The organism is Afipia sp. GW821-FHT14H12 (genome assembly GCF_058803465.1).
In genome coordinates this window covers 852,250-872,708 of sequence record NZ_JBXAOZ010000001.1, presented here as the reverse complement: position 1 = coordinate 872,708, position 20,459 = coordinate 852,250, and the positions used below count along the sequence as shown (strand labels likewise).

Below are 20,459 nucleotides of genomic sequence, written 5' to 3'. Positions count from 1 at the left end.
GCCTCCATTGGAGACCAACACAGAAAGGCCCGCAAACCGGGCCTTTTCCACTTCCGATATTGAATGCTTCTTAGCCGCCGCTTTCGAGGCGGCGCAAAATCTCGTCGAGCTGGTCGAGGTCGCGATAGGCGATATGCACGCTGCCGCCGGGATTACGGTGATCGACGCTGACCTTGAGCCCGAGCACGTCGCTGATGCGCTTTTCCAGCGCCAGTGTGTCGGCGTCTTTCTTCGCAGCACCTGACGATTTGCCGCGCGCCTTCTGCGCCCCGCGCGAGGGTACGCCCTCCTCATGCGACAGCGCCTCGACCTGACGCACCGACAGGCCCTGCTCGACCGCCTGCTTCGCGGCGGCCGCCGGGTCTTTGGCGTTGATCAGCGCGCGGGCATGGCCGGCCGAGAGCTTGCCTTCCGAGATCAGCGCCTGCACGCTATCCGGCAGCTTCGTCAGCCGCATAGTGTTGGCGACATGGCTGCGGCTCTTGCCGACAAGCTTGGCGATGTCGTCGGCGCTGTGATTGTAGGTGGTGGCGAGGGCGTGATAGCCGAGGGCCTCTTCCATCGCGTTCAGGTCTGAACGCTGTACGTTCTCGATGATCGCGATCTCGAGTGCGGCACTGTCGCTGGCCTCGACGGTGACGATCGGCACCTCATGCAGGCCCGCGCGCTGCGAGGCGCGCCAGCGCCGCTCGCCGGCGATAATTTCGAACCGGTCCGTCGCGCCCTTTACCGTGCGCACTACGATGGGCTGGATCACGCCGTGCTGCCTGATCGAAGCCGACAGCTCATCGAGCTCGGCATCGGCAAACGTCCGGCGCGGATTGTTCGGATTGGCCTTGATGAATTCGATCGGCACCTTGCGAGCGGCGCGCGAGGGACGCTCGACATGCGCGGCTTCCCCGCCGACATCGCCGATCAGGCTTGCCAGACCGCGACCCAGTCGCGAACGCTCCTCGGCCATCGCTGCCTCCCTCGGACTCATCTCACGCACTCCTTGCACCGTCATTACGGACAATCCGCACCCTTGCGGATCAATCCGGAATCTCGCGGCGACATCAACGCTTCCAAATTCACTTTCGAGTTTCCGGGTTCGCTCGCGCAGCTCGCGCCCCGGAATGACGTCGCCTTGTCGCTCAATGCACCCGCAGCGCGCGCTCGCGCTGGATCACCTCGGTCGCGAGCTTGAGATACGCATCGCTGCCGACGCACTTCAGATCGTAGACCAGCACCGGCTTGCCGTAGGACGGTGCTTCGGAAATGCGCACATTGCGCGGGATCATGGTGTCGTAGACCTTGTCGCCCATGAACTGCCGCACGTCGGCGACAACCTGATTGGACAAATTGTTGCGCGAGTCGAACATGGTCAACACGATGCCATGGATCGACAGCGTCGGATTCAGCGTCGAGCGTACCTGCTCCACGGTCTGCAGCAACTGCGACAGACCTTCGAGCGCGAAGAACTCGCACTGAAGAGGAACCAGGATCGCGTGCGACGCCGCCATCGCGTTGACGGTGATGAGGTTCAGCGACGGCGGGCAATCGACCAGCACATAGGTGTAGTCGGCTCCCTCAGGCGCATCGGTGTTGAGATCGGAGATCGCATCGCGCAGGCGGAAGGCGCGGTCGCGCGCGGTGCCGAGTTCAAGCTCGAGGCCGGACAGATCCATCGTCGAGGCGGCGATATGCAGGCGAGGAACGGCGGTCGGCACGATGGCCTCGCGGAGCCTCGCTTCGCCGATCAGCACGTCATAGGTCGAGCAGTTGCGGTTGCGGCGATCGATGCCGAGGCCGGTCGAGGCGTTGCCCTGCGGATCGAGATCGACGATCAGCACCCGCTCGCCGATCGCGGCGAGGGCGGTGCCGAGGTTGATCGCGGTCGTGGTCTTGCCGACGCCACCCTTCTGGTTGGCGAGGGCGATGATTCGCGGCTGCCCGGCGCGATCCGATGGCGTGTCCTGAAAAATCCCGTCGATCCCGTTCATCTCGCCCCTCCCGTCGCAGCTATGTTGCGACGCACAATTCCCGTCACCTCGACCACACACCCATCGCCGCCGGTGCGGCTTGGGTGCAAGGTGCTTTTAATTGTCCAATATTTAGTGGCTTCAGTCAATTCGCTCTCTACATCTTGACCCTTGAGAAACAAGGCTTTGGCACCGTTCCGGACCAAGGGTTCCGCGAAGCCGAGCAACTGATGTAGCGGGGCCAGCGCCCGTGCGGTGACGCAATCGACAGGGGCGGTGCGGCTATCCACGTAATCCACGATGTCCCTGTGGTGAACTTCACCGGCACCGCCGGTGATTCGCAACGCCTCCCGCAGGAAGGCCGCCTTCTTGGCGTTGCGCTCGACGAGATCGATCCGGGCACCAGGCCGGTCCGCCAGCACGCAGGCCAGCACGATGCCGGGAAAGCCGCCGCCGCTGCCGAGATCGGCGAAGGTTTTGGCGTTGGGAGCAAGATCGAGAAGCTGCAGCGAATCGGCGATGTGCCGGGTCCACAGGGTCGGCAGCGTGGAGGGCGCAACCAGATTGGTCACGGCCTGCCATTGCAGCAGTAGATCGACATAGGCTTCCAGCCGCGTCAGTGTTTCACGTGAAACAGGCATCAGCGCCAGCGCGGCGGCCTTGTCCGCGGAGTTAAGCTCTGGGAGCTTGGCCTTGCTCACGGCAAACCCCTATCCGGCTTTGGCGTCACGCCGATGACGGGACTGCCGCCGCAGATAGGCGGCGAGAATGCCCAGCGCCGCCGGGGTCATCGCCTCGATGCGCGCGGCCTGCCCGATGGTGCGCGGTTGCGCGGTTTGCAGCTTCTGCCTCGCCTCGTTGGATAGCCCCGGCACCTCGGCGTAATCGACGCCAGTCAGGACAAGCGCCTCATCGCGGCGGAAGGCGCTGACATCGGCCGCCTGGCGGGCCAGATACACGTCATATTTCGCATCGATTTCAACATGTTCGGCTATGGCGGGCGGCACTTCGGCCAGTTGCGGCCAGATTCGCGCGACCTCCACCCAGCCGATTTCCGGATAAGCCAGAAGCTCAAAGGCGCTGCGGCGCTGGCCGTCGCGGTTGAGCGCAAGACCATGGCGGATGCCCTCGGTCGGCGTCAGCGACAATGACTTCGCGGCGTCTTTGGCGGCGTTGAGCGTCTGCATCTTCGCAGCGAAGCTGGTCTGGCGGGTTGATCCGACGATGCCGAGCATGATGCCGCGCTCCGTCAACCGCCGGTCGGCATTATCCGCCCGCAATGTCAGGCGATATTCGGCGCGCGAGGTGAACATCCGGTACGGCTCGGTGATGCCGCGCGAGGTCAGGTCGTCGATCATCACCCCGAGATAGCCGTCGGCCCGGTCGAACACCGCGCCCTCGCCGCCTCCGGCCATCCGCGCCGCATTCAGGCCCGCCACAAGGCCCTGCGCTCCCGCTTCCTCATAGCCCGTGGTGCCGTTGATCTGCCCGGCCAGGAAAAGGCCCGGCACGCGTTTTGTCTCCAGCGTCGGTGCGAGTTCACGTGGATCGACGTGGTCGTATTCGATGGCGTAACCCGGGCGGATCATCCGCGTCCGTTCAAGCCCCGGAATCGTCGTCAGAATAGCCTTCTGCACCTCTTCCGGCAGCGAGGTCGAAATTCCGTTCGGATAGACCGTGGAATCCGTAAGTCCCTCAGGTTCGAGGAAAATCTGGTGGCTGTCGCGGTCACCGAAGCGGACGATCTTGTCCTCGATCGACGGGCAATAACGTGGGCCCGTGCTCTTGATCTGGCCGGAATACATCGGCGAGCGGTGGACATTGGCCCGGATCAGCTCATGGGTCGCCGCCGTGGTGCGGGTGATACCGCATTCGACCTGCGGGGTCGTGATTTTGTCGGTGAGCGTCGAAAACGGCTCAGCTGGATCGTCGCCAGGCTGCCGCTCGACCGCATTCCAGTCAATGGTGGCGCCGTCGAGCCGCGCCGGGGTGCCGGTTTTCAGTCGCCCGAGCGTAAAGCCGATCCGCTCGAACGACCCCGAAAGCCCCACTGCCGGGGCCTCGTCGATACGCCCAGCCGGCCAGTTCTTTTCGCCGAGGTGGATGATCCCGCGCAAAAACGTGCCGGTGGTGATGACCACCGCTCCGCAAGCGAACTCCCGGCCATCGGCCAGCCGAAGGCCGCTGATCCGGCCATTTTCCAGCAAAAGCTCGTCCGCCTCGCCCTCGACCACCGTGAGATTGGGCGTTTCTCGGATTTCCGCCTGCATCGCAGCCGTATAGAGCGCGCGGTCGATCTGGGCGCGGGGGCCGCGCACCGCCGGACCCTTCCTGCGGTTCAAAACCCTGAACTGGATGCCGCCTTTGTCCGCCATCCGGCCCATCAGGCCGTCCAGCGCATCGATTTCCCGGACCAGATGGCCCTTGCCGAGCCCGCCGATCGCCGGATTGCACGACATCGCCCCGATGGTCGCGAAACGATGGGTCAAAAGCGCAGTTTTGGCGCCAAAGCGCGCGGAAGCCGCGGCCGCCTCGCAGCCGGCATGCCCCCCTCCCACCACAATGACGTCGAATGTCGCGCGCATGGCGCCCCTTCTACAGCGAGAGCGGAAAACCGTCCAAAACAATATTGATTTCAGGAGTTGGAAGCCTGTTTCACGTGAAACGAGGGTCCGGTTCCATCTGTTTCACGTGAAACAGGGGGCAGTTCCCATTTGTCACGCATGAATCAGCCCCAGGACGTTATATCGTTTCACGTGAAACAACCCTTCATTTACCAATGCAGAACTCCCGAAAGATCGAATCCAGAATCTCCTCGACGTCAACGCGGCCCAAAAGCCGTCCCAGTGCATGAATCGCGATTCGGAGCTCCTCCGCGAGGATCTCATCGCCCTCGCCCCCCCGCTGGCCCGCCCGCTCCAACGCCTCGACCGTTTCCGTCAGTAAGGCGCGGTGCCGGGCGCGGCTGACCAGCGCCGCCTCACCGCCGCCGAAAGTATCCCGCGCAAAATCGACCAACGATCCGACCACCGCATCGACGCCCTGCCCGGTCGCCGCCGAAATAGCAAAGCCGCCCTCGCCCTTGGTTGGCGTTGCCGCCAGGTCGATCTTGTTGCGGACCACCCAAAGCGGCGCACCGTCCGCAAGCGGCGGCGGCGCGTCGTCGCCCGCCTCGCACATCCACAAAACAAGATCGGCAGATTCCGCGCGCGCCCGCGCACGGCGCACGCCTTCCTGCTCAACCGGATCGTTGGTCTCGCGCAGGCCTGCGGTGTCGATCAGCGTCACCGGATAGCCGTCGAGATCGAGATGGACCTCGATCACGTCGCGCGTCGTGCCGGCGTACGGCGAAACAATCGCGGCCTCGCGCCGCGCTAAGCGATTGAGCAGAGTCGATTTGCCTGCGTTCGGCGGACCCGCGATCGCGACCTGCAAGCCTTCGCGCAGGCGTTCACTTTGCGCCGATGCCGCAAGTATTTCTTGAATTTCACTTTTCAGCGCAGCAACACGTTGCATGGCTGGCGCCATCAACTCCGCCGACACATCGCCTTCGTCGGAGAAATCGATGCCCGCTTCAACGAGCGCCATCGCCTCGATGATCTGCTTGCGCCAGGTCTGCGCGCGATGGCCAAGCAGCCCTTGCAGATGACGCAATGCCTGCCGCCGCTGCCGGTCGGTGTCGGCGTGAATGAGATCATCGAGGCCTTCGGCTTCGGTCAGATCGAGCTTGCCGTTCTCGAATGCGCGGCGCGTGAACTCGCCGGGCTCCGCCGGACGCAAGCCTTCGATTTTTTCCAGTGCTGCGAACAGCGCCGCGATCACCGCGCGGCCGCCATGAAGCTGGAATTCGGCGACGTCTTCGCCGGTCGCGCTGTGGGGCGCGGGAAACCACAGCGCCACCGCCTGATCGATCGGCCCGGTCTCGGGCGAGATCAGGGTCGTGAGGGTCGCCATGCGCGGGGGAGGCAGGCGGCCGCACAAACTCTCAAGTGCCGCCGCCGCGCGCGAACCCGACACGCGGACGATGGCGATGGCGGAAGGCGGGCGGCCCGAGGCCAGCGCGTAAATGGTTGGTAGTTGGAACGGCATGGCTTATTTGTTCGACAGGGCGGGGGAGGGCAACCAAAAACCGCGTTCGAGGGGTTTCGCCGTATTGCTGCGGCGCAACATATTGCTGAAGGAGCCGCAGCATGAGTGATGTTGCATTGCACATAAACCGTTTGGCCGGTGAAACCAGCCCTTATCTGCTTCAGCACCAGCACAACCCTGTCGATTGGTGGCCGTGGGGGCCAGAAGCCCTGGCCGAGGCCCAGAGGACCGGCAAACCCATCCTGCTCTCCGTCGGCTATGCTGCTTGCCATTGGTGCCACGTCATGGCGCATGAGAGCTTCGAGGACGAAACCACCGCGGCGGTGATGAACGAACTGTTCGTCCCGATCAAGGTCGACCGCGAGGAACGGCCCGACATCGACCAGATCTACATGAACGCGCTGCATCTGTTGGGCGAGCAGGGCGGCTGGCCGCTGACGATGTTTCTCACACCCGATGGCGCACCGGTGTGGGGCGGAACTTATTTTCCGAAAACCGCGCAATATGGCCGCGCTGCTTTCGTTGAGGTCTTGCGCGAACTCGCCCGGATTTTCCGCGACGAGCCCGACAAGATCGCCGCCAACAAGGCCGCGATCGAAAAAAGCCTGAGCCAGCGCAGCAGCGCCGATGCCGCGTCCATCGGCCTCAACGAACTCGACAACGCCGCGGGATCGATCGCGCGTGCAACCGACCCGACCAATGGCGGGCTGCGCGGCGCACCGAAATTTCCGCAATGTTCGATGCTCGAATTTCTCTGGCGTGCTGGCGCGCGCACCGGCGACGAGCGCTATTTCATCACCACCAATCTCGCTCTCACGCAGATGAGCCAGGGCGGCATCTACGATCATCTTGGCGGCGGCTATGCACGCTATTCGGTCGATGCGCGCTGGCTGGTGCCGCATTTCGAGAAGATGCTGTACGACAACGCGCAGATCCTCGACATGCTGGCGCTGGAGCACGCGCGCGCGCCCAATGAACTTTATCGCCAGCGCGCCGAAGAGACTGTCGGCTGGCTCAAGCGCGAGATGCTGACGAAAGAGGGCGGCTTCGCATCCTCGCTCGACGCCGACAGCGAAAGCGAGGAAGGAAAATTCTACGTCTGGTCACAGGCGGAGATCGCGCATCTGCTGGGCCCGGATGACGCGACATTCTTCGCCGCGAAATACGGCGTCAGCGCCGAGGGCAATTTCGAGGGCCACAACATTCTCAATCGGCTCGATGACGGAAGCGAGACCGCGACGGAAGCCGAACAATTGGCCGCGTTGCGTGCGATCCTGTTCCGTGCGCGCGAGAAGCGCGTCCACCCCGGCCTCGACGACAAGGTGCTGGCCGACTGGAACGGACTAACCATCGCCGCGCTGGCGCACGCCGCCAACGCCTTCAATCGGCCCGACTGGCTGACGCTGGCCGCGACCGCGTTCGGGTTCGTCACCACCACCATGAGCCGGCGCGATCGTCTCGGTCACTCATGGCGCGCGGGAAAATTGCTGCAGCCAGCATTGGCATCCGACCACGCGGCGATGATCCGCGCCGCACTGGCGCTGTATGAAGCCACCGGCGACCATCTGTTTCTCGATCAGGCGATCCTGTGGCAGGCCGATCTCGACACACACTATGGCGACCCGCAGCATGGCGGTTATTTTCTCACCTCGGACGATGCGGAGGGTTTGATCCTGCGTCCGCATTCCACCGTGGACGACGCCATCCCCAACCACGTTGGCCTCACCGCGCAGAATCTCGCGCGCCTCGCCGTGCTCACCGGGGATGAGCGCTGGCGGCGACAACTCGACATGTTGTTCAAGCACATGCTGCCGGTCGCGGCCGCCAACATGTTCGGGCACTTGTCGCTGCTCAATGCGCTCGATCTGTATCTCGCAGGCAGCGAGATCGTGGTGACAGGACAGGGGGAGGGCGTTGAGGCGCTCTTAAAAGCCGCGCGCGCCTTGCCGCATGCCACCACCATCGTCCTGCATGTGCCCGATCCCGCAAAGCTGCCGCCACATCATCCGGCAGCCGACAAGGTTGCGCCGAGCGGCGGCGCTGCCTTCGTCTGCCGTGGACAAACCTGCTCGCTGCCAGTGATGGAGCCGGATGCATTGACCGCGCTCGTTCTTCGCGAGGACGCGTCTTCCGCAAACCATCGTCTGCAATAATCCCAAAACAAAAGGCCCGGCGCGAGGCCGGGCCTTGAGAACGAACAGCCCGATGCTGTTCAGGTGTTCATTGAATCGAAGAACTCTGCGTTGTTCTTGGTCGAGCGCAGTTTGTCGAGCAGGAACTCGATTGCATCCATCGTGCCCATCGGGTTGAGGATACGCCGCAGCACGTACATCTTCTTGAGAAGCTGCGGATCGGTGATGAGCTCTTCCTTGCGCGTGCCGGAGCGCGCGATGTCGATCGCCGGGAAGGTGCGCTTGTCGGACACCTTGCGGTCGAGGATAAGCTCGGAGTTGCCGGTGCCCTTGAACTCTTCGAAAATCACTTCGTCCATACGGCTGCCGGTATCGACCAGCGCGGTCGCGATGATCGTCAGCGAGCCGCCTTCCTCAATGTTACGCGCGGCGCCGAAGAAGCGCTTCGGCCGCTGCAGCGCGTTGGCATCCACACCGCCGGTCAACACCTTGCCGGATGACGGCACCACCGTGTTGTAGGCACGGCCCAGACGCGTGATGGAATCAAGAAGGATCACCACGTCGCGGCCATGTTCCACCAGACGCTTGGCCTTCTCGATCACCATTTCGGCGACCTGAACGTGACGCACTGCCGGTTCGTCGAAGGTCGAGGACACAACCTCACCCTTCACCGAGCGCTGCATATCCGTGACTTCTTCCGGACGCTCGTCGATCAGAAGCACGATCAGGTAGCATTCCGGGTGATTGGTGGTGATGGCGTGGGCGATGTTCTGCATCAGCACCGTTTTGCCGGTGCGTGGCGGCGCCACGATCAGCGCGCGCTGGCCCTTGCCGATGGGGGCGACGATATCGATCACGCGCGGCGACAGATCCTTGCGGGTCGGATCGTCAAGCTCGAGCTTGAATCGCTCGTCCGGGAACAGCGGCGTCAAATTGTCGAAATTGACCTTGTGCTTGGACTTTTCCGGATCTTCGAAATTGAGGGTGTTGACCTTGAGCAGCGCGAAGTAGCGTTCACCTTCCTTGGGCGAGCGAATCTGGCCCTCGATGGTGTCGCCGGTGCGCAGGCCGAAGCGGCGGATCTGCGATGGCGAGACATAGATGTCGTCCGGGCCGGGCAGATAGTTGGCGTCGGAGGACCGAAGGAAACCGAAGCCGTCGGAGAGAATTTCGACGACGCCTTCGCCGATGATGTCGGTTTCCTGGCTCGCCAGCAGCTTGAGAATGGCGAACATCAGCTCCTGCTTGCGCATGGTGCTGGCGTTTTCGACCCCAAGTTCTTCGGCGAACGAGACGAGTTCAGCCGGCGTCTTGGCCTTGAGGTCCTGAAGTTTCATTTCCCGCATGGGAGTATCCTGATGAAGAAGTAGAGAGAAGAAGGGGGTTTTCGCCTGCGAAATGCGAAAGGAAAGGTCTCGGTTAGCGCAGGGCCTGTCTGAAAGACTTGGGCTGAGAAAGGTGCCGGGCGGCTTCGAGCTTGATGTGGCGGCCGGCGAGAACCGGAGCGCGTCACATCCGCCTGCGTTCGGAAGGATGGGACGAATATAGAAAATCAGTCCCCGCCGCGCAAGAACATCCTTGAGGCAACAGAGCCACGGATTTGCGCAGGATGAAGGCGAAAAGGCGGAGAAAACCTTAAAATGGCTTCACTACCACTAGAATGACGATACCAATCATCAAGGCGGCCGGCACTTCGTTGATTATCCGGAAATATCTGCCGCTGCGCGTATTGCGGTCGGCGGCGAAATCCTTCACCCGGCGCACCAGAATGCCGTGAATCCCCGACATCACGATGACGAGAGCGAATTTAACCTGAAACCATCCCGACATGTACCAGCTCCCTTGCCAGACCAGCCATAATCCAGCGAGCCAGGTGACCACCATCGCGGGGTTGATGATGATCTTCAGAAGCCGCCACTCCATGACCTTGAAGGTTTCGGACTGCTTCGAGCCGATCTCGGCAGCACAGTGATAGACCATCAGCCGGGGCAGATAGAGCATCCCGGCCATCCAGGAAATCACCGCAAGGATATGCAGCGCCTTGATCCACTCATACATCGGGACAGCCTTCGTCGGGAGAGTAGGGCTTGATATCGCCAAAAATCCGATACCCTGCAACCGCTCATCGTGATTTTCCAGGATGATCCCATCGCAAGGCTGTTACGGAGGGAGCCGCAAAACAGCTCTTTCCGTATCCACCCCTTCCTCTATCAATCTTTTAGATTCTTAAGGTTTGAGTCTGCGTAACAGTGGATTGCGACGGTTCAAAACCGTCCTGTGTTTCTTAGTCTGTTTTCAACACCCGCAAATATTGTCCCCGATTCCAGCGTTATCGGTAGCGGTTGATAAAACAGTATTCATCGCAAGGCTTTGCGAGATTATTCCAGCCGCATTGTTCGAGACAAATCCACATAACCCCGTTACACTTTTTCAGACCGGCCGGTTACATCCCGAAAACAGTGGTGTGAACAACCGGCAGGGTTTTACGCAGGCCCTCTCGGGTGACCAACCAACAGGCCGATCTGCCCACACGGATTCACAGCAATGCACAGAGCGAAAACCGCGAACAGGGTGGGGGACTGAAACACGATGCCGGCGACCGCCAATAATTATTTTCATCTTCATATGATCTCGGACTCCACCGGCGAGACGATCATCATGGTGGCGCGTGCGGTGGCTGCTCAATATTCCAACGTCACGCCGGTGGAGCATGTCTACCCCTTGGTGCGCAGCCAGAAGCAGCTCGACCGTGTGCTCGCCGAGATCGAGGAAGCGCCGGGCATCGTGCTGTTTACGCTCCTGGAAAAGGATCTGGTGGAGCGGCTGGAAGCCAAGTGCAAGGAAATCAACATTCCGAGCTTGTCGATCATCGGGCCGGTGATGGAATTGTTCCGCGCCTACCTTGGACGCGAAACGTCCCAGCGCGTCGGCGCGCAGCACATGCTCAATGCGGATTATTTCAAGCGCATCGACGCCTTGAACTACACCATGATGCATGATGACGGACAGCACGTCGAAGGCCTGGAGGAGGCCGATGTCGTGCTGGTTGGCGTGTCGCGCACGTCGAAGACGCCGACCTCGATCTATCTCGCCAACCGCGGTATCCGCACGGCCAATGTGCCGCTGGTGCCCGGCATTCCGATTCCGCCGCAGCTTGAGACGCTGGTAAAGCCGCTGGTGGTCAGTCTGCACGCCACGCCGGAGCGGCTGGTGCAGGTCCGGCAGAACCGACTGCTCGGCATGGGCGCGGCGGGCGGCCTCGGCCGGATCGGCGAGGATGCTTATGTCGAGCGCCAGTCGGTGGCAGAGGAGGTTGCGTTCGCACGCAAGCTCAGCGCCAAATACGATTGGCCGCTGCTCGATGTCACCCGCCGCTCCATCGAAGAGACGGCCGCCGCGGTGATGAAGCTTCACGCCGATCGGCAGCGTCAGCGCACATAAGACATGAGTGCACGTAAGATATGGCGGACAATCCATCATCCCGGCTGATCCTCGCCTCGCAGAGTGCCGCGCGGCAGGCCTTGTTGCGCCGGGCGAAAGTCGAATTCGAGGCGCTGCCCGCAAACATCGATGAGCGCGCAATCGAGCAATCGTCCCGACTTGCCGATGCGCCCGCCGTTGCCGCATTGCTTGCAAGAGAAAAAGCGCTGCATATCAGCCGCGCGAATCCTGGCGCTTACGTGATCGGAGCCGATCAGACGCTGGCGCTTGGGCCACAGATTTTTGCCAAGGCCGAAGATCGGGCACAGGCGCGCGCGCAGTTGAAATCCATGTGCGGCCGCACGCACGATCTGCATTCGGCGGTGGCTGTCGCGAAAGGCGATCAGATCTTGTTCGAATCCATCTCGACCGCGCGCATGACCATGCGGCCCCTGAGCAACGCTCAGGTGGAAGCCTATCTCGATCTTGCGGGCGAAGCGGTCACCGCCAGCGTCGGCGGCTATCAGCTTGAGGGTGCAGGCGTGCATCTATTCGAGCGGATCGAAGGCGATTACTTCACCATACTCGGCCTGCCGCTGCTGCCATTGCTCGGTTTTCTGCGCGGGCTTGGCCTCGCGCCGCTGCCCTGAGGTTCACCGATGTTCGTGCTCGGATTGACCGGATCGATCGGAATGGGCAAGTCTACCACGGCGCAGTTGTTCACTGAGCTGGGCGTGCCAGTCTATGACGCGGATGCGACCGTGCATCGCCTGTATGAACGTGAAGCAGTTGCGGCGATCGAACAGGCTTTTCCGGGAACGACCGGCACCAAAGGCGTGGACCGCGAGAAACTGTCCACGCATGTCGTCGGCAACGCGCCGGCAATGAAGCGGCTCGAATCGATCGTGCATCCGATGCTGCGAGCGCACGAAAAAGAGTTCCTGACCGGTGCAGAACAGGCCGGCGCGCCGGTTGCGGTGCTGGATATTCCGCTGCTGTTCGAGACCGGTGCCGAAAATCGTGTCGATGCGGTGCTGGTCGTGAGCGCGCCGGAAGAGGTGCAGCATGCGCGCATTCTTGCGCGGCCGAACATGACGGCTGCCAAGCTCGAGACGATTCTAGCACGGCAGATGCACGATGCCGACAAGCGGGCGCGTGCGGATTTTGTGGTGGATACGTCGAACGGGCTTGAGTCCGCGCGCGAACAAATCCGCCATGTGCTTGCGAAAGTCGCTACCATGCCGCGACGGCGTTCCTGATTCCAAGAGATATTGAGAGATGCGCGAAATCGTTCTCGATACCGAAACCACCGGCCTCGATGCGCTGCGCGGCGACCGGCTGGTCGAGATTGGCTGTGTCGAGATGCTCAACCACATGCCGACCGGGCAGACCTATCACGTCTACATCAATCCCGAGCGCGACATGCCGCAGGAAGCCTTCGCGGTGCATGGCCTGTCCTCCGAGTTCCTCGCGGACAAGCCGCTGTTCGCCACCGTCGCGGAAGATTTTCTGACTTTTATCGGCGACGCGCCGCTCATCATTCACAACGCGTCATTCGATATCGGTTTCATCAACATGGAACTGGAGCGCGTCAAGCGCGCGGCCATTCCGCGTGAGCGTCTGGTCGATACGCTCCTGCTGGCGCGCCGCAAGCATCCCGGCGTCTCCAACAGGCTCGATGATCTTTGCTCGCGCTATGCGATCGACAATTCGCGGCGCACCAAGCACGGCGCGTTGCTCGACGCCGAACTGCTTGCCGAAGTCTATATCGATCTGATCGGCGCGCGGCAGTCCTCGCTCATTCTCGCGGAAACGCGAACCACATCGATCCGCGTGGTCGAGGTCGAACGGCGTGTGCGTGAGGTACCGCTGCCGCCGCGCATGACGCCGGAAGAGATCGAAGCGCATCGCGCCTTCGTTGCCACGCTGGGCGATAATCCGATCTGGCGGGAATTTTCCGACGCGGAATAAAAAAGCGGGCCACATGGCCCGCTTTTCTTCAGCCTGGTTAGGCTTAGTTCGGTTTGGCCTGCTCGGCCTGCCGCGCCATGTTCTGGCGATAGAGGCCGACGAAATCCACCGGATCGAGCATCAGAGGCGGGAAACCGCCATTGCGGGTTGCGGTCGCGACGATTTCGCGGGCGAACGGGAACAAAAGCCGGGGGCATTCGATCATTACAAATGGATGCAGGCTGTCCTGCGGCACGTTCTCGATCCGGAACACGCCGGCATAGGCCAGTTCGAATGCGAACAGCACCTTGTCGCCATTCATGGCCTTGCCTTCGATGGCGAGCAGAACCTCGAAATCGGTGCCGCCGAGATTGGTGGCGCCGACATTGATCTGAATCGAGATTTCCGGCTGCTTGTCCTGCTGCGACAATGATGCAGGTGCATTCGGATTCTCGAAGGAGAGATCCTTGATATATTGCGTCAGAACGCCAAGCTGCGGAGGACCGGCGGCCTCGGCCGGAGCGGCATTGGTGTCAGTCATCGATCTCTCCTGCAATCTCGTTTGGGAAGCTGGTTTGGGCGCAGTGGCTATCATAGGGCTGCCGCTCTCGACAAGGACGGCTGTCCGAATCAGGGCCAAAAGCTTGGCTGGGAGCAAGGGATTGGGCTAGAATCGCAACAATTACCGCAATCGGGAGCCGGACGGCCGCCACGTTAAGGATTTAAGACACGGTGGCGCGGCTATCTTTCGTGCTTACATAACCCCGTACCGGACGGGAACACGCCAGATCGGAAGTGACGTAACGTGGACATTTACACCATCATCTTTTTGGCCTTGGCCGTCTTTATTTTCCTGCGGCTGCGCAACGTTCTTGGACAGCGCACCGGCAGCGAGCGGCCGCCTTATGACCGCGTGACGCGCGATGTCGCACCGACGGGCAACGACAATAATGTGGTCCGCATGCCCGGCGCCGCCGTCGATCAAGCGACCCTGGCACCTTCCGCCGATCCGGTTTCGCCCCGCGAGCGCTGGAAGGGCATCGCTGCTCCCGATTCGGAGCTGGCCAGCGGCCTCGATCAGGTTGCCGCCGCCGATCCGTCCTTCAATGCGCAACATTTCATTTCCGGCGCGAAAAGCGCCTATGAGATGATCGTGCTGGCCTTCGCCAATGGCGACCGCCGCACGCTGAAGGACCTGCTGTCCTCCGATGTCTATGATGGGTTTGAAGCCGTCATCAAGGGCCGCGAACAGCAGGGCGAAAAGGTCGAGACCAAGTTTGCTTCGATCGACAAGGCTGAACTCGTCAGTGCCGGTGTCCGGGACAAGCTCGCGCACCTCACCGTTCGGTTTGTTTCGCAGATGATCACCGCCACGCGCGACAAGGACGGTGCGGTCATCGATGGCAACCCTGAAAAACTCACCGATGTCACCGATGTCTGGACGTTCTCACGTGACGTTTCCTCCCGCGATCCGAATTGGAAGCTGGTTGGAACGGAAAGCGGACACTGACGGACGCTTCCCCTTCGGCTCCGCCGCGGCATTGGTATTCGCGGCGGCGGTTCTGACATGCAGCGCGGTCGCGGATGCCCGCAGTCACCGTCGCGCTTCCCGGCCAGAGGTCGAGGCCACGCACCATGTGCGACCGCGCCCCGAAAGCATCCACTGGCCGCTTGTTATACCAGGCGTGCAATATAATCCCGTCGCCTGGAGCGATCTGCGCGGCTGGGCGGATGACGACCAGTTCAAGGCGTTCAAGACATTCAAGGCAAGCTGCGCGCCTGTCCTCGCGCGCAAGACGAAGAAGCCGGACGATACCCCCGACAAATTTCTGGGCGATGCGCTGCGCGAACCCTGTCTCGCTGCACGCGGAGCGAAGGTTCATGATGCCGCATCCGCGCGCGCATTTTTCGAGGAGCAGTTCGCGCCGGTGACGATCTCGCGTCTTGGCGAGGATGCAGGCTTCGTCACCGGCTATTACGAACCCATCGTCGAAGGCTCGCGTACCAAGACCGATGTCTACACGGTGCCGGTCTATCGCCGTCCCTCGAATCTGTTCGTGCGCGGATACAGTCAGGCTTCGCCGAGCCTGCCAAACAAGGGCGATGTGTTCCGCAAGATCGGCCGCCGCAAGCTGGTGCCGTACTATGACCGCGCCCAGATCGAGGATGGCGCGATTGCTGGCCGCGGGCTGGAAATCGTTTGGCTGAAGAGCCAGACCGATCTTCTGTTCATCCAGATTCAGGGCTCGGCCCGGATCAAGTTGCCGGATGGTTCGATGGTGCGGATCAATTACGATTCGCATAATGGTTTTCCCTATACGCCGATCGGGCGCGTGCTGATCGAGCGCAACATCATTCCCAAAGACCAGATGTCGATGCAGCGCATCCGTGAATACATGGAGCAGAATCCCGGCGCGGCGGATGAATTGCGGCGGCAGAACCGCTCCTATATTTTTTTCCACGAAGTACCGCTGAAGGCGGATGATGAGGCGATCGGCGCGCAGGGCGTACCGCTGACGGCGGGCCGCTCGATTGCGGTCGACAAGGCGCTGCATGTCTATGGCACGCCGTTCTTCATCGACGGCGATCTGCCGATCGAAAGCGACACCTCGAATACGCCGTTCCGCCGGCTGATGATCGCGCAGGATACCGGCTCGGCGATTGTCGGCCCCGCGCGCGCCGATCTCTATTTCGGCGCGGGCACGGAGGCGGGCAAGATCGCGGGTCGCATCAAGAACGCGGCGCGTTTCACCATCCTGCTGCCGAAGTCTCTGGACCCGGTCGCGCACGGCAGAACCGTGCCGCTGCCGGATGCCCGCCCGGCCGAGGAGAAGCCCAGGCCCAAACGGCGCGTCCGCCGTCAGGCGGACAACTCATGAAGCGCTCTCGCCAGCCGGACTTGTCGCCACCGCCCTCGCGCCGCCGCCGCGCTCTCGATTCCGAAGAGCGCGAATTGTGGGAGACGGTGACAAAACAGATCAAGCCGCTGCGCCGGCGGCCCAAAGTCGAAAAGTCCGAGAGTAGTGCGCAGGGCGAAGAAGACGCCGTCACAAAAGAAGTCGCGGGTCGCCCGTCAGGGCCTGCTGCTTCACCGAAACAAACCACAGTCGCGCCTCGGCCGAAGAATTCACCGCCGCCGCTGGCTCCGTTCGGCCGCCGCGAGCGATCGCATCTCGCGCGAGGCCGCAAGGAAATCGAGGCGCGGCTCGATCTGCACGGTATGACGCAAGCGCGCGCGCACCGCGCGCTGATTGCGTTTCTGTCGCGCGCCAGCGAGGATGGGCTGACCTTCGTGCTGGTGATTACCGGCAAGGGCCGCAGCGGCGCGCTTGATTCCGAGCGCGGCGTGTTGCGGCGTCAGGTACCGGAATGGCTGGGCCTGCCGGAATTCCGCAGCCTCGTCGTCGGCTTTGAAGAAGCCTCCATCGGCCATGGCGGCGCGGGCGCGCTCTATGTCCGGTTGCGGCGGGCAAGGTAGGCTGCCAACGCAGGCGTCATTCCGGACATCCCGTGGAGCGGGATGATCCGGAACTTTGTATTGTTCGGGATAGATTCCGGGTTCGCACGTTTTACGCGCGCCCCGGAATGACGTACCTCACAAAATAAATCTTGAAAGATCCGCGTTCTTCGCGAGGTCCCCGATGTACTTCTGCACGTAAGCGGCATCGATGGTGACGGTCTGGCCGTGCATGTCGGGCGCGTGGAACGAGGTCTCGTCGAGCACCCGTTCCAATACGGTCTGTAACCTGCGTGCGCCGATATTCTCCACGCTCGCGTTCACCGCGACCGCGACATCGGCCAGCGCGTCGATGGCATCGTCGGTGATATCGAGCGTCACGCCCTCGGTGGCCATCAGCGCCACATATTGCTTGATGAGCGAACTTTCCGGCTCGGTGAGGATACGGCGGAGATCGTCCCGCACCAGCGCCTGCAACTCGACGCGGATCGGCAGGCGGCCCTGCAATTCCGGCAGCAGGTCGGACGGCTTGGCGATGTGGAACGCACCCGAGGCGATGAACAGGATGTGGTCGGTTTTCACCGGGCCGTGCTTGGTGGACACCGTGGTGCCTTCGATCAGCGGCAGCAGGTCGCGCTGCACGCCTTCGCGCGACACGTCACCGGTGCGCGCACCCTCGCGCACGCAGATCTTGTCGATCTCGTCGAGGAACACGATGCCGTTGTTCTCGACCGCATGGATGGCGTCGCGCGTCAGCGCTTCGTCATCGAGCAATTTATCGGACTCTTCGTTGACGAGCACTTCATGGGAATCGGCGACCGTCAGCTTCCGCATCTTGGTGCGCCCGCCCATCTTGCCGAAAATATCGCCGAGCGAGATCGCGCCCATCTGCGCGCCGGGCATGCCAGGAATCTCGAACATCGAAGGCCCGCCGCCGGCCTGCGTCTCGACTTCGATTTCCTTGTCGTTGAGTTCGCCCGCGCGCAGCCTGCGGCGGAACGAATCCCGCGTGCTCGCGGAGGCATTGGCGCCGACCAGCGCATCGAGCACGCGTTCCTCGGCGGCCAGTTCGGCACGCGCCTCGACATCCTTGCGCTTCTTCTCGCGGGTTTGCGCGATGGCGACATCGACAAGGTCGCGCACGATCTGTTCGACATCGCGGCCGACATAGCCGACCTCGGTGAATTTCGTAGCTTCCACCTTGATGAACGGCGCGCCTGCGAGTTTCGCGAGCCGCCGCGCGATCTCGGTCTTTCCCACGCCGGTCGGGCCGATCATCAGGATGTTTTTCGGCAGCACCTCCTCGCGCAGGCTTCCGGTGAGTTGCAGCCGCCGCCAGCGGTTGCGCAGCGCGATGGCGACCGCGCGCTTGGCGTCGTGCTGGCCGACGATGAAGCGGTCGAGTTCGGAGACGATTTCGCGAGGAGAGAAGTCGGTCATGGCATTTCAGTTAGGTTGAATGATCGGTTTCGCAAGCGAGCTAGATAATCGGCGGGCCGCCCTGCCACTGTTTGATTACCTCAAACGGGTGAGTCAGCATGATGATATTCAGCGTCAGGTTGTCGCGAATGTGCAGGCCGACCGCGATTTCGAACAAGATGGCAATGGCGACTGTCGCCATGAGAGGCATTGTCCGTGCGGCCACAAAGCCCAGAACCATCGCCAGCGTGTCCGACACCGAATTGACGATGCTATCGCCATAGTAGTCCAGTGAAATCGTGCCTGCGCGGTAGCGCTCGATGATGATCGGCGAGTTTTCCAGAAGTTCCCAGCCGCCTTCGACGACCATTGCGATCAGAAGCCGCGCGATCCAGGGTGTCTTTGGCAGCATCAACCATGTCAGGGCATAAAACAGGAAGCCATGAATGAGGTGCGAGAAGGTGTACCAGTCGGCGATGTGCTGGGAGTTCTCCGAACTCTGCACCACGCCGTGCCACAGCTTGACATAACCGCAGGTGCAGATCGGCACGCGGCCCATCGCGTAAAGTCCTGCCGCCTGCAGAGCGAGTAGAAGCGCGCCTAGAAGGAGTCCCTGACGTATCGACAATCCGACTGTCGCAGACGTCGTTGCGACTTTCGCCGCGCTCATGCGAGGAGTGTTTCGATGGTCAGGTTACGGTTGGTGTAGACGCAGATGTCGGCTGCAATCTCGAGCGAGCGGCGCACGATGGTTTCGGCATCCTGTGAGGAGTCGGACAATGCCCGCGCGGCGGCAAGCGCATAATTGCCGCCGGAGCCGATCGCGATGATGCCGTCTTCGGGCTCCAGCACATCGCCGGTGCCGGTGAGCACCAGCGAGACGTCCTTGTCGGCTACGATCATCATCGCCTCCAGTCGCCGCAGGTAACGATCCGTGCGCCAGTCCTTTGCGAGTTCGACGCAGGCGCGCGTCAGTTGTCCCGGATATTGTTCGAGCTTGCTCTCCAGCCGCTCGAACAGCGTGAAGGCGTCGGCGGTGGCGCCGGCGAAGCCGCCGATCACGTCGCCCTTGCCGAGCCTGCGGACCTTCTTGGCGTTGGATTTGATGACGGTCTGGCCGATCGAGACCTGGCCGTCGCCGCCCACCACCACCTTTCCGCCTTTGCGGACGGTGAGGATCGTGGTGCCGTGCCAGCTCTCGGCTTGCGAATTCTGCATATGATCTATCCCCTGACAGGCTCCCATTTAGGAAGCTCCAGCCTTGGATGCAAACGGCGGCCAGGGAAGCCCGGAATCCGGAAAAATCCGGTCACCATAGACGCGATTGGGAGGCCTCCTGGCCACTGTTGCAGTAGCGAAGGCGTCATCTGCCTGTTAAAAGGCGCTCAAAATTGGGTTCTGGAGCGAATTTCATGCGCACGGCCACGATCAAGCGCAAGACCAAGGAGACCGATATCGCCGTCAGCGTCAATCTCGACGGCAAGGGCGTCTCCGATGTAGCGACCGGCATTGGCTTCTTCGACCACATGCTGGATCTCTTGGCGCGCCATTCGGGCATCGACATCACGGTGAAGGCGCAGGGTGACTTGCATGTCGATCACCACCACACCACCGAGGATGTCGGCATCGCGCTCGGCCAGGCGGTGAAGCAGGCGCTGGGCGACATGGCGGGCATCACCCGCTATGCCGGCGTGCACCTGCCGATGGACGAGACGCTGTCGCGCGTCGTGATCGATATTTCCGGCCGCCCGGTGCTGGTGTTCAGGGTGGAGTTTCCGCGCGACAAGATCGGCGAGTTCGACACCGAGCTGGTGCGCGAGTGGTTCCACGCGTTCGCGATGAATGCGGGCATCACGCTGCATGTCGAGACCTTGTATGGTGAGAACAGCCATCACATCTCGGAGTCCTGCTTCAAGGGGCTTGCGCGCGCGCTGCGCGCCGCGGTCGCGATCGATCCGCGCGCCAACGGCGCGGTGCCCTCGACCAAGGGTCAGTTGGGCGGATAGCGCTTTAAGCGCGCCGCCGGAGAAG

20 protein-coding genes are annotated in these 20,459 nt (G+C 62.1%); 9 read left to right on the top strand and 11 right to left on the bottom strand.

All coding sequences use genetic code 11. The features are described from left to right. Positions 1 to 70 precede the first annotated feature (70 nt). The 5 genes from AC1RNA_RS04320 to mnmE all read right to left on the bottom strand — a co-directional run bounded on the left by AC1RNA_RS04320 (position 71) and on the right by mnmE (position 6,050). On the bottom strand, positions 71 to 982 hold the full coding sequence (locus tag AC1RNA_RS04320) for a ParB/RepB/Spo0J family partition protein (RefSeq protein WP_156786854.1): 912 nt from the start codon (positions 980 to 982) through the stop codon (positions 71 to 73). Positions 983 to 1,133: 151 nt separating this feature from the next. Then, the gene (locus AC1RNA_RS04315) at positions 1,134 to 1,982 is read right to left on the bottom strand and encodes a ParA family protein (RefSeq protein WP_009338579.1); all 849 of its coding nucleotides are present in this window, start codon (positions 1,980 to 1,982) and stop codon (positions 1,134 to 1,136) included. Further along, positions 1,979 to 2,602, bottom strand: a complete 624-nt coding sequence (gene rsmG / locus AC1RNA_RS04310; RefSeq protein ID WP_492951178.1) for a 16S rRNA (guanine(527)-N(7))-methyltransferase RsmG — start codon at positions 2,600 to 2,602, stop codon at positions 1,979 to 1,981. The genes AC1RNA_RS04315 and rsmG overlap by 4 nt, the downstream gene beginning before the upstream one ends. Positions 2,603 to 2,671: 69 nt before the next feature. Next, positions 2,672 to 4,546: a tRNA uridine-5-carboxymethylaminomethyl(34) synthesis enzyme MnmG gene (mnmG, locus tag AC1RNA_RS04305; protein ID WP_492950374.1), complete on the bottom strand. Its 1,875-nt coding sequence runs from the start codon at positions 4,544 to 4,546 to the stop codon at positions 2,672 to 2,674. A 184-nt stretch (positions 4,547 to 4,730) separates the two neighbouring features. Continuing rightward, complete coding sequence (gene mnmE, locus AC1RNA_RS04300) at positions 4,731 to 6,050, bottom strand: tRNA uridine-5-carboxymethylaminomethyl(34) synthesis GTPase MnmE (RefSeq protein WP_492950373.1); 1,320 nt, start codon at positions 6,048 to 6,050, stop codon at positions 4,731 to 4,733. A gap of 101 nt (positions 6,051 to 6,151) precedes the next feature. Between mnmE and AC1RNA_RS04295 the strand changes: the two genes are divergently transcribed. Beyond that, positions 6,152 to 8,203 (top strand): thioredoxin domain-containing protein, encoded by a 2,052-nt coding sequence (locus AC1RNA_RS04295; protein ID WP_492950372.1) that lies wholly within the window; start codon positions 6,152 to 6,154, stop codon positions 8,201 to 8,203. Positions 8,204 to 8,262: 59 nt separating this feature from the next. Here the strand turns inward: AC1RNA_RS04295 and rho are convergent, their stop codons facing one another. Both rho and hemJ read right to left on the bottom strand, forming a co-directional pair. Continuing rightward, a complete protein-coding gene (gene rho / locus AC1RNA_RS04290) occupies positions 8,263 to 9,528 on the bottom strand; it encodes a transcription termination factor Rho (protein ID WP_009338589.1) in 1,266 nt (421 codons plus the stop codon). 289 nt (positions 9,529 to 9,817) lie between these two features. Next, on the bottom strand, positions 9,818 to 10,240 hold the full coding sequence (hemJ, locus tag AC1RNA_RS04285; RefSeq protein ID WP_492950371.1) for a protoporphyrinogen oxidase HemJ: 423 nt from the start codon (positions 10,238 to 10,240) through the stop codon (positions 9,818 to 9,820). A gap of 531 nt (positions 10,241 to 10,771) precedes the next feature. Here hemJ and AC1RNA_RS04280 point away from each other — a divergent pair. Genes AC1RNA_RS04280 through dnaQ form a run of 4 tightly spaced genes read left to right on the top strand, consistent with a single transcriptional unit; the run spans position 10,772 to position 13,573 of the window. Further along, positions 10,772 to 11,623, top strand: a complete 852-nt coding sequence (locus AC1RNA_RS04280; RefSeq protein ID WP_048757751.1) for a pyruvate, water dikinase regulatory protein — start codon at positions 10,772 to 10,774, stop codon at positions 11,621 to 11,623. 20 nt (positions 11,624 to 11,643) lie between these two features. Continuing rightward, positions 11,644 to 12,252, top strand: coding sequence for a Maf family protein (locus AC1RNA_RS04275; protein WP_492950370.1), 609 nt, complete (start codon positions 11,644 to 11,646; stop codon positions 12,250 to 12,252). 9 nt (positions 12,253 to 12,261) lie between these two features. Then, positions 12,262 to 12,861 carry a dephospho-CoA kinase gene (gene coaE, locus AC1RNA_RS04270; protein ID WP_492950369.1) on the top strand — a complete coding sequence of 200 codons (600 nt, stop codon included), beginning with the start codon at positions 12,262 to 12,264 and terminating at the stop codon, positions 12,859 to 12,861. A 19-nt stretch (positions 12,862 to 12,880) separates the two neighbouring features. Beyond that, complete coding sequence (gene dnaQ, locus AC1RNA_RS04265) at positions 12,881 to 13,573, top strand: DNA polymerase III subunit epsilon (protein ID WP_492950368.1); 693 nt, start codon at positions 12,881 to 12,883, stop codon at positions 13,571 to 13,573. Between the two features lie 43 nt (positions 13,574 to 13,616). Here the strand turns inward: dnaQ and secB are convergent, their stop codons facing one another. Then, the gene (gene secB, locus AC1RNA_RS04260; protein ID WP_009338600.1) at positions 13,617 to 14,093 is read right to left on the bottom strand and encodes a protein-export chaperone SecB; all 477 of its coding nucleotides are present in this window, start codon (positions 14,091 to 14,093) and stop codon (positions 13,617 to 13,619) included. Positions 14,094 to 14,357: 264 nt separating this feature from the next. Here secB and AC1RNA_RS04255 point away from each other — a divergent pair, with 264 nt between their 5' ends. The 3 genes from AC1RNA_RS04255 to AC1RNA_RS04245 are packed head-to-tail and all read left to right on the top strand — an operon-like array spanning position 14,358 to position 17,030. Next, positions 14,358 to 15,062, top strand: coding sequence for a Tim44/TimA family putative adaptor protein (locus AC1RNA_RS04255; protein ID WP_492950367.1), 705 nt, complete (start codon positions 14,358 to 14,360; stop codon positions 15,060 to 15,062). Next, the gene (mltA, locus tag AC1RNA_RS04250) at positions 15,040 to 16,431 is read left to right on the top strand and encodes a murein transglycosylase A (protein ID WP_492950366.1); all 1,392 of its coding nucleotides are present in this window, start codon (positions 15,040 to 15,042) and stop codon (positions 16,429 to 16,431) included. The genes AC1RNA_RS04255 and mltA overlap by 23 nt, the downstream gene beginning before the upstream one ends. Then, entirely contained in the window at positions 16,428 to 17,030 is a 603-nt protein-coding gene (locus AC1RNA_RS04245; protein ID WP_492950365.1) for a Smr/MutS family protein, read from the top strand. The genes mltA and AC1RNA_RS04245 overlap by 4 nt, the downstream gene beginning before the upstream one ends. Positions 17,031 to 17,147: 117 nt before the next feature. On the opposite strand, the gene hslU is transcribed toward AC1RNA_RS04245, so the two are convergent. Genes hslU through hslV form a run of 3 tightly spaced genes read right to left on the bottom strand, consistent with a single transcriptional unit; the run spans position 17,148 to position 19,646 of the window. Further along, positions 17,148 to 18,449 carry an ATP-dependent protease ATPase subunit HslU gene (gene hslU, locus AC1RNA_RS04240; protein WP_492950364.1) on the bottom strand — a complete coding sequence of 434 codons (1,302 nt, stop codon included), beginning with the start codon at positions 18,447 to 18,449 and terminating at the stop codon, positions 17,148 to 17,150. Between the two features lie 40 nt (positions 18,450 to 18,489). After that, positions 18,490 to 19,098: a DUF2585 domain-containing protein gene (locus AC1RNA_RS04235; RefSeq protein WP_009338610.1), complete on the bottom strand. Its 609-nt coding sequence runs from the start codon at positions 19,096 to 19,098 to the stop codon at positions 18,490 to 18,492. Beyond that, entirely contained in the window at positions 19,095 to 19,646 is a 552-nt protein-coding gene (gene hslV, locus AC1RNA_RS04230; RefSeq protein WP_492950363.1) for an ATP-dependent protease subunit HslV, read from the bottom strand. Before hslV ends, AC1RNA_RS04235 begins: the two co-directional genes overlap by 4 nt. Before the next feature lie 194 nt (positions 19,647 to 19,840). On the opposite strand from hslV, the gene hisB reads away from it, so the two are divergent. Next, positions 19,841 to 20,434, top strand: coding sequence for an imidazoleglycerol-phosphate dehydratase HisB (gene hisB, locus AC1RNA_RS04225; RefSeq protein ID WP_492950362.1), 594 nt, complete (start codon positions 19,841 to 19,843; stop codon positions 20,432 to 20,434). Positions 20,435 to 20,459 lie beyond the last annotated feature (25 nt).